The 12,551-nt window shown below is 66.0% G+C and carries 13 protein-coding genes; 1 reads left to right on the top strand and 12 read right to left on the bottom strand.

All coding sequences use genetic code 11. The annotated features are described in order from the left end of the window. Positions 1-862, bottom strand: an 862-nt coding sequence (locus OLX02_RS14835) for a type VI secretion system tube protein Hcp (protein WP_264424097.1), incomplete at its 3' end; no start/stop codon positions are given. A 181-nt stretch (positions 863-1,043) separates the two neighbouring features. On the opposite strand from OLX02_RS14835, the gene OLX02_RS14830 reads away from it, so the two are divergent. Further along, the gene (locus OLX02_RS14830) at positions 1,044-2,642 is read left to right on the top strand and encodes a methyltransferase regulatory domain-containing protein (RefSeq protein WP_264424095.1); all 1,599 of its coding nucleotides are present in this window, start codon (positions 1,044-1,046) and stop codon (positions 2,640-2,642) included. Position 2,643: 1 nt separating this feature from the next. Here the strand turns inward: OLX02_RS14830 and OLX02_RS20210 are convergent, their stop codons facing one another. The 11 genes from OLX02_RS20210 to catC all read right to left on the bottom strand — a co-directional run bounded on the left by OLX02_RS20210 (position 2,644) and on the right by catC (position 12,541). Then, entirely contained in the window at positions 2,644-2,796 is a 153-nt protein-coding gene (locus tag OLX02_RS20210) for a LuxR C-terminal-related transcriptional regulator (protein ID WP_413630314.1), read from the bottom strand. A gap of 66 nt (positions 2,797-2,862) precedes the next feature. Continuing rightward, positions 2,863-5,142 carry a CaiB/BaiF CoA-transferase family protein gene (locus OLX02_RS14825; RefSeq protein ID WP_264424094.1) on the bottom strand — a complete coding sequence of 760 codons (2,280 nt, stop codon included), beginning with the start codon at positions 5,140-5,142 and terminating at the stop codon, positions 2,863-2,865. A 154-nt stretch (positions 5,143-5,296) separates the two neighbouring features. Next, positions 5,297-6,502: a 3-oxoadipyl-CoA thiolase gene (pcaF, locus tag OLX02_RS14820; protein WP_264424093.1), complete on the bottom strand. Its 1,206-nt coding sequence runs from the start codon at positions 6,500-6,502 to the stop codon at positions 5,297-5,299. A 10-nt stretch (positions 6,503-6,512) separates the two neighbouring features. Continuing rightward, on the bottom strand, positions 6,513-7,292 hold the full coding sequence (gene pcaD, locus OLX02_RS14815; protein ID WP_264424092.1) for a 3-oxoadipate enol-lactonase: 780 nt from the start codon (positions 7,290-7,292) through the stop codon (positions 6,513-6,515). Then, positions 7,292-7,960, bottom strand: coding sequence for a 3-oxoacid CoA-transferase subunit B (locus OLX02_RS14810; protein WP_264424091.1), 669 nt, complete (start codon positions 7,958-7,960; stop codon positions 7,292-7,294). Before OLX02_RS14810 ends, pcaD begins: the two co-directional genes overlap by 1 nt. Further along, the gene (locus OLX02_RS14805) at positions 7,957-8,664 is read right to left on the bottom strand and encodes a CoA transferase subunit A (RefSeq protein ID WP_264424090.1); all 708 of its coding nucleotides are present in this window, start codon (positions 8,662-8,664) and stop codon (positions 7,957-7,959) included. The genes OLX02_RS14810 and OLX02_RS14805 overlap by 4 nt, the downstream gene beginning before the upstream one ends. A gap of 20 nt (positions 8,665-8,684) precedes the next feature. Beyond that, positions 8,685-9,476 carry a benzoate diol dehydrogenase BenD gene (benD, locus tag OLX02_RS14800; RefSeq protein ID WP_264424089.1) on the bottom strand — a complete coding sequence of 264 codons (792 nt, stop codon included), beginning with the start codon at positions 9,474-9,476 and terminating at the stop codon, positions 8,685-8,687. Then, complete coding sequence (gene benB / locus OLX02_RS14795; protein ID WP_264424088.1) at positions 9,469-9,957, bottom strand: benzoate 1,2-dioxygenase small subunit; 489 nt, start codon at positions 9,955-9,957, stop codon at positions 9,469-9,471. Before benB ends, benD begins: the two co-directional genes overlap by 8 nt. Then, positions 9,954-11,300: a Rieske 2Fe-2S domain-containing protein gene (locus OLX02_RS14790; protein ID WP_264424087.1), complete on the bottom strand. Its 1,347-nt coding sequence runs from the start codon at positions 11,298-11,300 to the stop codon at positions 9,954-9,956. The genes benB and OLX02_RS14790 overlap by 4 nt, the downstream gene beginning before the upstream one ends. Before the next feature lie 28 nt (positions 11,301-11,328). Continuing rightward, positions 11,329-12,222, bottom strand: coding sequence for a dioxygenase (locus OLX02_RS14785; protein ID WP_264424085.1), 894 nt, complete (start codon positions 12,220-12,222; stop codon positions 11,329-11,331). A 28-nt stretch (positions 12,223-12,250) separates the two neighbouring features. Continuing rightward, entirely contained in the window at positions 12,251-12,541 is a 291-nt protein-coding gene (gene catC / locus OLX02_RS14780; RefSeq protein WP_264424083.1) for a muconolactone Delta-isomerase, read from the bottom strand. Between the last annotated feature and the right edge of the window lie 10 nt (positions 12,542-12,551).

Genomic DNA, 12,551 nt, shown 5'->3' with positions numbered 1-12,551 from the left:
TGATGTGCTGCCCGCTGGCACCAGCGGCCAGCAGCGCCGCCAGTGGCGTCGCATCGCCAAGGCTGACCGAAATGTCCTGAAAATTGGCCTTGCCCGTTTCCAGGCCGCCGGAGCTGACCAAAGCCGCCAGGCTCTCGCCGAAGGAATACGACGAGATCTCGAACCAGCCCTTGTGGTCCTTGCTGACGGAATCCCCGGCGATACCGTCGATCTTGATGTAATAAGTGACGGGATCGGGAACCTCGCCCGCGAACGTGTTGGTCGGCGCAGTGAGCGTGGCCGGATCGATCGCCTTGTTGGCGGCAATGTCCCAGCCGAACGATTGCTGCGCGCCAAGGCTGCCGTCCGCGTTCTGGCTGGTGGTGACAAGGCCGATCCGGCTGTAGCCAAGCAAGACGCTTACGGCGGCATCGCCGCCCGGGCTATCACCGCCGCTCACCGAACTGACGATCACGTCATTGAGCGTCAGGTCGAACACCGTGCCGGGGTTTGCGCCATCAGTCACGCCTTCGATCTCGACAGCAGCGATGTGCTTGCCCCCGGCATTGCTGGCAAGCAACGAGGTCAACGCGGTGTAGTCGCTCACGAGAAGGGAGACGTCCGCAAACGTGGCCACACCGGCACTCAATTCGCCGCCGGCCAGGCTTGAGGAATTGGCTTCGCCAAAGCTGAAGGACGGCAACTCCAGCCAGCCCTCATGGCCCTTGCTTGTCGAGTCTCCGACTATACCGTCGATTTTGACGTAGTAGGTCAAAGCCATGTCAAAGTCCCCTGCACAGTAGAGCACAGTCAGCACACAATGGTTACCCGGAGTCAATTCATACGAAACATCGCATAAAATCAGTTGCGATACGCTCGCCATGAAGGCGATTGAAACAATCGTATAAATCTCTCTACCGATTGAATTTTTCCGGAGAAATGCGCCGCCACGCCTGGCTCAGGGCAATTTATTGTCATCCGATTTCCCCCAATAGCGCTAGGTAATCCTATTGGCTCGCCCACCGTAAACGCCCAAGCTGTGGCGCCATCAGGAGACAAGGTCCATGTCGCAGGCAATCGACCAGACTGCCGGGGAGCCGGGCGGATACTACAATTCCCTACCCTACGATTCGATGCCGTTCGCCCACACCCAGCCCTCCAGCCTGGCCGCACTGGGGACGCTGCTCGGCCTCATGCCGCCCAATGTCTCCAAGGCCCGGGTGCTCGAACTCGGCTGTGCGTCGGGCGGGAACATCCTGCCGCTGGCAGCTCGCTTTCCCCTGGCCCGCTTTACCGGCATCGACCTTTCAACGCGCCACGTCGACATGGCCAACGAACGGATCAGGGCGCTGGGGCTTGGCAACGTGGCCATCTACCAGGGAGATCTGGCCGATCCGGACGTGGTGGAAGGCGAATTCGACTACATCATCTGTCATGGCGTGTTCAGCTGGGTCCCGCGCGCAGCGCAGGAGGGCATTCTCAACATCTGCGGAGGGCGGCTGGCCCCCAACGGGATCGCCTACGTCAGCTACAACGTTCTGCCGGGCTGGCAGCTGCGCCAGGTCATTCGCGACATCTTCCAGTTCCACACCGCGCATATCGCCGATCTCAGGGAGCGGGTCGCGCGCGGGCGCTGGCTGCTGGAACAACTCGCAAATCTGAGCAGCGACGCCACCCCATATGGCCAGCTTCTGCGCAAGGAAGCCAGGCAGCTTGAAAAACAACCCGACAGTTACATTCTGGGCGAATTCCTCGTCGACGAGAACGCGCCCTGCTACTTTCACGAATTCGTCGAAAGAGCGGAGCGCGCGGGCCTTGCCTATCTTTCGGACACGGACCTGCACACATCCCAGCTTGCAGCCGTAAGCCCCGATATGAACAAGTTGCTCACTGCCATCGCCGGGCCGGGCACGCGCATGGCCGAGCAGTACTTCGACTTCTTCCAGGGCCGGCAGTTTCGCCAATCCCTTCTCGTCAAGGCGCAGGTGGCGGACCAGATCAACCGAACCATCGACCACAACCGGATCGCCGGCCTGCATTTCGCGAGCAAGCTGCGCGTCGCTCCGGAGCTGTCGAAAAACGATGCAACGGTGCTGCGCGATCCTGCCGGGCCAACGATCACCACCAACGATCCGGCCGTGGCAAAAGCGCTGGACGTTCTTGGCACGTGCTGGCCCGAAACCCGCAACCTTCGCCAGTTGCTCGATCTGCTGGAAACGAAGGGCGAAGCCGAGCGCCGTGCCGTGGCCGACCGGTTGCTGAACTCGATGAAACAGATCATCGTGGCCGGTCTGATCACCATGGCCAGCGAGCCACTGACGATCGGGCGAGCCGCTGCGGAAAAGCCGAATGCCTGGCCCCTCGCCCGGTACGAAGCGCAGGTCGGCCAGCCCTGGCTCACCTGCCTGCGCCACGCGCCGGTCAAGCTCGACCGCTTTGGCGAAGCGGTGCTTTCCCTGCTGGACGGGGAAACCGATCGAGCGACCATCGGCGCGCGTTTGCTTGATGCCATCGACAACGGCACGCTGCGTCTCGACTCGCTGGACGGCGAACTCGAAACGGATGGGACACGCGGCCTGCTGGCACAAAAAGTCGCGGAACGGGTGCAAGTGGCCCTCGGCCAAATCGAAGCGCTGGCCCTTCTGGACCCCGCTTCGTCATAAGTCAGGAGAGCCGGGAAACGATCGCGACGAGATCGGCCTGGCGTTCGATCCCCATTTTCCCGAACACGCCCTTCATGTGGTGCTTCACCGTGTGGGCGCTGATCCCGAGTTCTGCCGGGACCAGGCGACGTTTTCCAGTTCGATCAATCCGCATCGTTTTCAGGTGAAGGAACTAAGGACTCTGACCTTCGTCAGCAGGCCGGTAGCAGGCCTGTCGGCATCACCCGGCCGCCAACACGCCGATATGCTCGCGTGCATGGGCCAGCACGTTTTCGGGCGTCGGTTCGAGCACGCCCGCGGCGCAGAGCGCATCAAATTCTTCCGGCGCCAACCCCAGCCACTCCGCCAGCGCCTCGATCGTCTGCTCCCCGGCCAGCGGAGCCGGGCGCGCGGGCGGCGGCGGCAGGTCCGCGCTCACCGCCACATAGGATTCGCCCATCACCATCTCGCGCATCCAGGGGTGCGTTTCGGGGCGGAAAAATCCGCGCTGACGATACCACGGGTGATCCGGCAGATCGACCAGCCGCAACATCGGTGCGGCGGGGATGCCCAGCGCCTGCAGTTCCTCTGCCGCAGCGGTTGCCTCGCGCTCCGCCGTCCACGCGCCAACTCGCGCATCGATCTCGGCTGACGCGGCCAGCCGCTTTTCCGCCGTGTCCAGCGCGTGGCCCCCGGCAAAGCCTATCCGCTCGCACAGGCGCTGCCATTCCGCGTTCGTGCGCACCGTCACCACGATCCACTCGTCCTCGCCCTTGGCAGGGAAAACGCCCCACGGTGCATCGACCGGCCCGGTGATCGCTCCAGCGGGGACATATTCGGCAAAATGGGACAGCATGACTTCCGCCTGCGACACGCACGACAGCCCTCCCCCGCCGGTCCGCAGGCGCCGGATCAGCAGGGCAACCACGCCCATCGCGCAGATCCGGCCCGCGACGTGGTCAGGATAAACCGTGATCGCGTCGCTGAAGCTTTCGGGATCGTCCGGATAGCGCCAGGCTGCGGTCAGGCCCGTCGCCGCGCGCACGAGCGGGCCATAGCCCATCCGCCCGCTCCACGGGCCGCTGTCACCGAAGGCCGAGCTTTCGGACAGCACGATCCGAGGGTTGATCGCGCGCAGCACGTCGCGGCCCAGCCCGAGCTTTTCCAGCGTGCCCGGCTTGAAGTTCGAGCAGACCACATCGGCCTTGCCCACCAGATCGAGGAACAGCGCCTTGCCCTCTTCCGAGCGCAGATCCAGCCCGACACTGCGCTTGTTGCGATGCCCCGCGCCGAAACTCACCGACATTCCATGCTTGAGATAGGACTGGCGGCTACCATCGGGGAAGGACTGGCTCTCGATCTTGAGCACGTCGGCGCCCAGGTCCCCAAGCAGCCGCCCCTGTTCCGCGCCGACCACGATCACGCCAAGGTCCAGCACCCGCAACCCCGCCAGAGGCAACCCTGCCGAGGTGCGTTCCAAAGCCTGAGGGAACGTGCCGCCCGGGACCGCCTCCAGCGGCCCCATCCGCGCCCCGTCCACCGTCAGCACGCCATTGGGCAGGCGTGACCCGTCGGGACGGGTCACGACCGCCTGCCGGGCCGCTGCGTGATCGGACGCGATGAACCCCGCGATGTCCTGCAATGCCGCGATCGGCACGCCGTGCAACTGGCCTTCGCGTTCCAGTTCGCCGCGCGTCCGTCCCGCAAAGAAGCCCGCCATGAAAGGCACCAGATCGGGCGAGGCGAAGCGGTGCGCCATCTGGTCGAATTCGGGCGACGCGAATTGCTCCGGCTCGCCCATCCAGGCGAACATCCCGCGCCACTGCCGCTTGGCCAGAAGGCAGATCCGCACCGCGCCATCGGCGCAGGCGAAAATCGGGTAGAGCTTGCCCATTGGAGGACGCGCCCGGTCGAGCAGGCCGACCGGCTTGCCCAGCGTGGCGCTGCCGTTGATGCCGAATCCGGGGTCGAGCGCCTGCACCGCCCCTTCCAGCGCGGCGAAATCGAAATGCGCGCCAACGCCACTGCCAAGCGCGCGGTAAAGCGCCCCGACCAGCACGAAGGCCGCCTGCGCGGCGGCACACTGGTGCGCAAGGTCGCCGGGTGGTACCAGCGGCTTGTTCAGGCCGATGCCCGACCGTGACAGCATCGCCGTCATCGCATGAAGCACCGGCCCGGTTGCTTGCCACGCCGACAGGCAGGTTTCCGCGCCGAATGGACTGACCGCCATGGAGACAAGTTCGGGCCGATCCTGGCGCAGGGCCGCCAGCGCTCCCCATTGCGCAGCATCCACCACCACGATGTCCGCCGCCCGCGCGGCAGCCAACCCATCGGGCGAGGTCACGGCGGTATCGTGGAGCACCTTCCCCGCCTGTGCGGGGCTGTGGCCCTCGGCCCCGCCAAAGCGATCGACGCGCGCGCCAAGGTCCGCCAAGTGGCGCGTGATGGACGCCAACGGGCCGGAAACCGCGTCCACGATGCGGATACCGGCCAGTGGGCGGTCGGCAGACAGTTCGGTCATCGGGATCAGGCTCTCCAGCTTTTCTATCTTGTGGAGGCAACCTTCCAGATCATCGCACCGAAATCGAGCGCAATCGCCGCATAGACACCGCGCCCCTGCTCAAGCGCCGTCCTGGGCAGGCTGCGCGAACGAGCACCCGGCGACGATGCCGTGCTCAGACGCGTTCGAGCAACATCGCCAGCCCCTGCCCCACGCCGATGCACATGAAGGCCAGGGCATAGCGGCCGCCGGTGCGCTGAAGTTCCGCCACCGCCGTCATCGCCAGGCGCGCGCCCGACATACCGAGAGGATGGCCGAGCGCGATGGCGCCGCCGTTGCGATTGACCCTGCCGTCCGTCAGCGGATCGATGCCCAGATCACGCAGCGTGGCAATGGCCTGGCTCGCGAAAGCCTCGTTGAGCTCGATCACGTCCAGTTGGCTGACCGACACACCCGCGCGGGCAAGCACCTTGCGCGCGGCCTCCACCGGTCCCACGCCCATCACGCGGGGCGCAATGCCTGCTGCCGCCATGCCGACCACGCGGGCGCGCGGAACCAGCCCGTGGAGGCGGACAGCCGTCTCGGAAGCGACCACCATGGCGGCGGCGCCATCGTTGAGGCCGGAAGCATTGCCCGCGGTAACGGTGCCACCTTCGCGGACCACCGGCCTCAGCCGCGCCAGCGCCTCAAGGCTGGTGGCGCGCGGATGTTCGTCAGCCTCGAACAGCAGCGGGTCGCCCTTTCGCTGCGGCACTTCGACCGACACGATCTCGCTGACGAACCGGCCGGCGGCGATCGCCGCGGCTGCCTTTTCCTGGCTGGCGAGCGCGAAGCGGTCCTGGTCCTCGCGGCTCACGGCCCAGGCCTCCGCCACGTTCTCGCCGGTCTGGGGCATGGAATCGACGCCGTAGACGGCTGCCATTGCCGGGTTGACGAAGCGCCAGCCGAGCGTGGTGTCCTCGATCTTCTGGCCGCGATCGAAAGGCGCGGCGGCCTTGCCCATGACATAGGGCGCGCGGGTCATGCTCTCCACGCCGCCCGCGATCAGCAGGTCGGCATCGCCCGAACGGATCGCACGCGCCGCACTGCCCACCGCGTCCAGCCCCGAGCCGCACAGGCGGTTGAGAGTGCAGCCCGGAACCACATCGGGCAGCCCTGCCAGCAGCACCGCCATGCGCGCCACGTTGCGGTTGTCCTCGCCCGCCTGGTTGGCGCAGCCCAGGATGACATCGTCCACCCGCTTCCAGTCGATGCCGGGGTTGCGCGCCATCAGCGCGCTGATCGGGATCGCGGCGAGATCGTCGGCGCGGATAGAGGACAGCGCGCCGTTGAGCTTGCCGATGGGGGTCCGGATCGCGTCACAGATGAATGCTTCGGTCATGAAGGGTGCTTCAATCGTCAAGGAAGGACGTGAGCGCCTCGGCAAGCGCCTGCGGCGCTTCGAGCGTGGCGAGATGGGCGGCTGGCAGCGCGACGTGGCGGGCGCCGGGAATGCGTCCGGCCAGATGCTCTCCGTGCCCCGTCCAGGGCGTGGAGGTGTCCTCGTTGCCGGTGACCACCAGCGCCGGGCAGGCGATGGCGGCGATGCGGTCTGCGAGATCCATGTCGCGGATGGCTGCGGCGCAGCCAGCATAGCCGGCCGGGTCCATGGACAACAGTTGCCGCCGGATCGTGGCGGCAACTGCCGGCTGCGCCGCGATGAAGCCCGGCGAGAGGAAGCGACCCATGGCGAGACCCGCGATGGCCGCCATGCCCTGCTCGCGCACCATCTCGACGCGCGCCTGCCAGGCGGCGCGGTCCATCGTCGCCGAGGTGCAGACGAGCGCCACGCGTTCGACACGGCCAGGTTGCGCCAGCGCCATCTCCATGGCGATCATGCCGCCCAGCGAGACGCCCGCGACGGCCGCGCGCTGAATCCCCGCCGCGTCCATCGCCGCGAAAACGTCATCGGCCAGTTCGGCCATCGCATAATCGCCTTCGGGCGCATCGGAAGCGCCATGACCCAGCGTATCGATCCGCAACAGGGCATGGCGCGCGCGCAGGGCGGGCAGCAGCGGGTCCCACAGGTCCATGTCGGTCCCGATGGAATTGAGCAGGACCAGCGCGGGCGCGCCGCCCTCGCCTTCCAGCTTCCAGTGGATGCGGGCGCCGCGAGAATGGACGAAGGGCATCAGGCCAGACCTTCCGCGAGCGCGAGGGACGCGCCGGTTTTGGCAACGACTTCGTCGACACTGACGCCGGGGGCGCATTCGAGCAGGGTGAGCCCGCCAGCCTTGCGGTCCACGGCGATCACCGCGAGGTCGGTGATGATGAGATCGACCACCCGCTTGCCGGTCAGCGGCAGCGAGCATTCGGGCAGGATCTTGGGACGACCATCCTTTGCGCAGTGGTCCATGACCACGACGATGCGCTTGACGCCGGCGACGAGGTCCATCGCCCCGCCCATGCCTTTCACCATCTTGCCCGGAATGGTCCAGTTGGCGAGGTCGCCATTGGCCGAAACTTCCATCGCGCCCAGCACGGCCATGTCGATGTGCCCGCCCCGGATCATCGCGAAGCTGTCGGCCGAGGAGAAGAAGCTCGACGTCGGCAGCGCGGTCACGGTCTGCTTGCCCGCATTGATCAGGTCGGGATCGGCCTCGCCTTCATAGGGGAACGGTCCGATGCCCAGCATCCCGTTCTCGGACTGGAGCGTGACCTTGATGCCCGACGGCACGTGGTTGGCCACCAGCGTGGGAATGCCGATGCCGAGATTGACGTAGTAGCCGTCGCGCAATTCCTGCGCGGCGCGAGCGGCCATTTCATCGCGGTTCCAGCCCTTGGTTTCCTGCGACATCATGCATCCTCCCTTGGCCGGGTGGTGAGCTTCTCGATCCGCTTTTCGTTGATCGTCGAAAGCACGATGCGATCCACGTAGATGCCCGGCGTGTGGATGCAGTCGGGATCGAAGGTCCCGGCGGGCACGATCTCCTCCACCTCGACCACGGTGACGCGGCCTGCCGTCGCCATGTTCGGGTTGAAGTTGCGCGCGGTCTTGCGGAACATGAGGTTGCCCTCAGGATCTGCGCGCCATGCCTTGATGATAGAGAGGTCCGCGCGCAGCCATGTCTCGCGCACATACTCCTCGCCCTCGAACACTTCGGTCGGCTTGCCTTCGGCAACCACCGTGCCCACGCCCGTGCGGGTGTAGAACGCGGGGATGCCGGCGCCGCCCGCGCGGATGCGCTCGGCCAGCGTGCCCTGGGGGTTCAGTTCAAGGTCCAGTTCGCCCGAAAGATACTGCTGCTCGAACAGCTTGTTCTCGCCCACATAGGACGAGATCATCTTTCGCACCTGGCGGCTCTCCAGCAGCATCCACAGGCCGAAGCCGTCCGCCCCGGCATTGTTGGAGATGACCGTCAGGTCCTTGACCCCGGCCTTGCGGATTTCGGGGATCAGGCTTTCCGGGTTGCCCGACAGGCCGAAACCGCCGGACATGATCGTCATTCCGTCGAACAACAGGCCCTCTAGTGCGACCGAAGGGCTGGCATGGATCTTGGACATCTGGCGCGTCCTCTCGTTGATCACCCCAGATCGCCGCCTGCCACAGGCAGGATCGATCCGGTGATGTAGCTCGCCTCGTCCGAGGCCAGGAACAGGATGGGAGCGGCTTGTTCCTCGATCGTGCCGTAGCGCTTGAGGAACGACGAGCCGGTAACTTGCGCGACGGCTTCCGCCATCCACGCCTGCTCCTGCGCGGTGTCGCCTTCGGCATTGCGCGGCACGCGGCGCGGCGGCGCGGTGGTACCGCCGGGCGCCGTCGCCACGACGCGGATACCCTGTTCGGCATATTCCATCGCCAGGCTTTGCGTGAAGGCGTTGACCCCGCCCTTGGCCGCCGAATAGGGCGCGCGGCGGATGCCGCGCGTCGCGTTGGAGGATACGTTGACGATCGTGCCCTTCCCCTGCGCCAGCATGGCTGGAAGCGCGGCGTGGCAGGAATAGAGCGTGGGCATCAGCGAGCGGCGGATTTCCGCGTCGATCTGATCCGGCTCGAACTGCGCAAAGGGCCGCATCCGGATCGCACCGCCCACGGTGTTGACCAGAATATCGATCCGCCCGAACAGGTGGACCGCCTCGGCCATCGCGGCCGCGGCCCCGGCGTGGGTTTCAAGATCGGCGATGAAGCCATGCGCCATCGGCCCCGCTTCGGCCGCCACTTCGTGCACGAAGGCCGCCCGGTCTACCAGCAGCACCCGTGCGCCTTCGGCAGCGGCGCGCAGCGCCACCGCGCGCCCGATGCCCTGCGCCGCCCCGGTGACGACCACGGCCTTGCCGGCAAAGCGGCCGGGAAAGATCGCCTGGCGCTCAGACATGGTACACGTCGATGACCTGATGGATGTAGTCATCCTTCAGCACGATCTTCTTGCGCGCGATCACGGGCGCATCGCCCGATGTGTCGAGCGTGCAGAAAGTGGTGCCGAAGAACTGGTTGGTCACCTGATACCGGTGGCTGAGCGTGTGCCAGTTGTAGCGCACGTCCACCGCGCCTTCGCGCTGCTCCAGCACTTCGACGTTGGCGATCATGTGCGCGGTGCGGGGCTCCGGCATACTGGCGCTCGAACGCTCGGTCTTGAGCCGATAGACGCGATCTTCCAGCCCTTCGCGGGTGGGGTAGTAGATCAGCGAGATCTGGCTCTGCGGATCGGTGACGAGATCATCGTCATCGGTCCAGCTGGGCATCCAGTATTCGGCGTCCGGCGCGTAGCACGCCAGCCATTCGTCCCACTGGCGGTCGTCCAGCAGACGGGCCTCGCGGTAGAGGAACGCGCAGATCGCGGCATGGTCCATGGTCATTGCGCGGCCTCCCGATCGGCATCTTCGCGGGCGATGGCATCCAGCATCGCGCTGGCCCAATATTCATGCTGGCGGACGAACAGACCCTCGTCCTCGCTGCGTTCGGCGCTGAGCAGCGGGTTGAGCCCCATCGCGCGGGCGTTCTCGTCCGGTCCGGCGATCCAGCGCCGCGCGCCGCGGCTGAGATCGTTCCACAGCTCGCCCGCCCCGGTATAGGCCGACTGGCAGGCGCGGAATTCCTCGAGATCGTCCGGCGTGCCCATGCCGGAAACGTTGAAGAAATCCTCGTACTGGCGGATGCGCGTGGCGCGCAGTTCCGCGCTCTCGCCCTTGGGCGCGAAGCAGTAGATGGTGATTTCCGTGCGATCGACGCTGACCGGCCGAACGACGCGGATCTGGGTCGAGAACTGGTCCATCAGGAACACGTTGGGATAGAGGCCCAGGTTGCGGCTCTGGCCGACAATGAAGTCCGCCTGCACCTTGCCCAGCCGCTGCTCCAGCTCCTCCTTGCGCGCCCAGATCGGCCGGACCTCCGGGTTCAGCACGTTGGTCCACAGCAGGATGTGACCATGCTCGAAACCGTAGACACCGCTGACCGCCTTCGACCAGCCGCTGGCGTCCACCGCCTTGGTGCCGCCTTCGGCACGGTGGCCCATCGTCTGCGCGTAATTGTAGTGGACCGAGCTGACGTGATAGCCGTCGCAGCCGTTCTCCATCTGCAACTTCCAGTTGCCGTCGAACGTGTAGGTCGAATTGCCGGTCAGCACCTCGATCCCCTCGGGCGCCTGGTCGACGATCTGGTCGATGATCTTGGTCGTTTCGCCAAGGTAGTCCGCCAGCGGCGCAACGTCGGGGTTGAGGCTGCCGAACAGAAAGCCGCGATAGCTTTCAAAGCGCGCCAGCCGCGTCAGATCGTGCGAGCCGTCGGTATCGAAACTTTCGGGATAGGCTCCGCCGGCTTCATCCTTGGCCTTGAGCAGCTTGCCGTCGTTGGTGAAGCTCCAGCCGTGGAACGGGCAGACGAAGATCCGCCCCTTCCCGCGCTTGCGCCGGCACAGCATCGCCCCGCGGTGCGAGCAGGCGTTGACGAAGGCGTTGAGCGCGCCGTCCTTGGTGCGCGAGATGATGACGGGCACGCGCCCCGCCCAGGTCGAGAACCAGTCGTTGACGGACGAAATCTGGCTTTCGTGCGCCAGGTAGACCCAGTTGCCCTCGAAGATGTGCTTCATCTCGAGCTCGAACAGCTCGGGATCGGTGAACACGTCGCGGCGGCAGCGGAACCGGCCGGCCTGCGGATCGTCGACCACGGCGGTCTCGATCCTGGTCCTGAGCGAAGCGGACATGGGCGTCATCCTCTCCTTGCGCGCGGCGTCAGGCGGCAGCGCGGCGGCGGGTGGAAAAGTGCTCGTCCTCGGCATCGGCCGCACGCTGCAGCACGAAATCGAAGGCGATCGTGGCGTCGTCGCCGGCACGGACCGGCACCGGCAGCAGTCCCTCGCGGGTGCCGAAGGCGAAATCGTCCTTGGCGAACGGATCGTCGCCGAAGTTGATCTGCGTGGTCAGGCGGCGATAGCCGGGCGCTTCGACGAAGAAATGGACGTGCGCAGGGCGATTGCCATGACGGCCCAGCGCCTGCATCAGCACGTCGGTCGCTCCGCCGGGGGGCACGCTGTAGCCGCGCGGCATCTTCGAGTGGAAGGCATAGCGCCCATCCGGCCCCAGCTTGATACGGCGACGATTGTTGAACGGGGTCTGCTCGCCGGTCGGGTCGAAGTGCGAATACCAACCCTGCGAATTGGCGTGCCAGACGTGCAGGATAGCGTCCTTCACCGGCTCGCCGTCCGGCCCGGTGACGGTGCCGTTCATGTGCAGCGTAGTGGTATCGTCGGGATCGGAGGTCAGGTTGACGTCATCGCCCTCGACCAGCGGTGCGCCCGCGACATAGAGCGGCCCTTCGATGGTGCGCGGGGTGCCGCCGGTGAGGCCGGCTTCGGCATCCTTGGCGTCGAGGAACAGGTCCATGAAGTGTTCCAGCCCGGTGCCCGGCATGATCAGGCCGATTTCGGCCGCGCCATCCTGGAGATACTTCACCGCGCCCCACAGCTCGCTTTCGCTCACGTCGTTGCGCACGATCACCCCGGCCAGCGCCTCGAACAGGTCGCGCATGATCGCCTTGATCCGCGCGTTGCCGCCGCTGGTGTCCAGCCCGGCCGCCTTGTCGAACAGGGCCTGAACTTCGGCAGTCTTGATGAAACTCGTGTCCATGAATTCTCTCCCGATGAAGGTGGTCCGCTCAGCGGTCGTCGTCGTGCAGCGACGAGGGGTGGCGGCAGAGCGCGGTCACGCGCATGGTCATGAAAGGGTAGAGCGGCAGGCTGGTCAGCAGATCGTGCAGCTGCGCGTTGCTTTCGACATCGAACACGCTGACGTTCGCGTAGTGGCCCACCACGCGCCAGATGTGGCGCCAGGTGCCGGCGGCCTGAAGCTCCTGGAAGCGGGCCTTTTCAGCCGCTTTCAATCGCGCCGCCTCGTCCGCGTCGAAATCGCGCGGGATGTTGACGTCCATTTCCACCATGAACAGCATGGCAAGTCCT

The sequence above is a fragment of the Novosphingobium sp. KCTC 2891 genome, from assembly GCF_025938155.1.
Taxonomy (GTDB): Bacteria; Pseudomonadota; Alphaproteobacteria; order Sphingomonadales; family Sphingomonadaceae; genus Novosphingobium.
The sequence above is the reverse complement of the archived record's forward strand: the minus strand, read 5'-3'. Positions and strand labels throughout refer to the sequence as shown.

What these genes read in the sequence shown, in the direction of transcription:
- OLX02_RS20210 (WP_413630314.1), bottom strand. Translation starts at nt 2,796, where the DNA reads ATGCGGATTGATCGAACTGGAAAACGTCGCCTGGTCCCGGCAGAACTC.
- OLX02_RS14810 (WP_264424091.1), bottom strand. Translation starts at nt 7,960, where the DNA reads ATGATGTCGCAGGAAACCAAGGGCTGGAACCGCGATGAAATGGCCGCT.
- pcaD (WP_264424092.1), bottom strand. Translation starts at nt 7,292, where the DNA reads ATGCCCTTCGTCCATTCTCGCGGCGCCCGCATCCACTGGAAGCTGGAA.
- OLX02_RS14830 (WP_264424095.1), top strand. Translation starts at nt 1,044, where the DNA reads ATGTCGCAGGCAATCGACCAGACTGCCGGGGAGCCGGGCGGATACTAC.
- benD (WP_264424089.1), bottom strand. Translation starts at nt 9,476, where the DNA reads ATGTCTGAGCGCCAGGCGATCTTTCCCGGCCGCTTTGCCGGCAAGGCC.
- benB (WP_264424088.1), bottom strand. Translation starts at nt 9,957, where the DNA reads ATGACCATGGACCATGCCGCGATCTGCGCGTTCCTCTACCGCGAGGCC.
- OLX02_RS14805 (WP_264424090.1), bottom strand. Translation starts at nt 8,664, where the DNA reads ATGTCCAAGATCCATGCCAGCCCTTCGGTCGCACTAGAGGGCCTGTTG.
- pcaF (WP_264424093.1), bottom strand. Translation starts at nt 6,502, where the DNA reads ATGACCGAAGCATTCATCTGTGACGCGATCCGGACCCCCATCGGCAAG.
- OLX02_RS14790 (WP_264424087.1), bottom strand. Translation starts at nt 11,300, where the DNA reads ATGTCCGCTTCGCTCAGGACCAGGATCGAGACCGCCGTGGTCGACGAT.
- OLX02_RS14825 (WP_264424094.1), bottom strand. Translation starts at nt 5,142, where the DNA reads ATGACCGAACTGTCTGCCGACCGCCCACTGGCCGGTATCCGCATCGTG.
- OLX02_RS14785 (WP_264424085.1), bottom strand. Translation starts at nt 12,222, where the DNA reads ATGGACACGAGTTTCATCAAGACTGCCGAAGTTCAGGCCCTGTTCGAC.
- catC (WP_264424083.1), bottom strand. Translation starts at nt 12,541, where the DNA reads ATGCTGTTCATGGTGGAAATGGACGTCAACATCCCGCGCGATTTCGAC.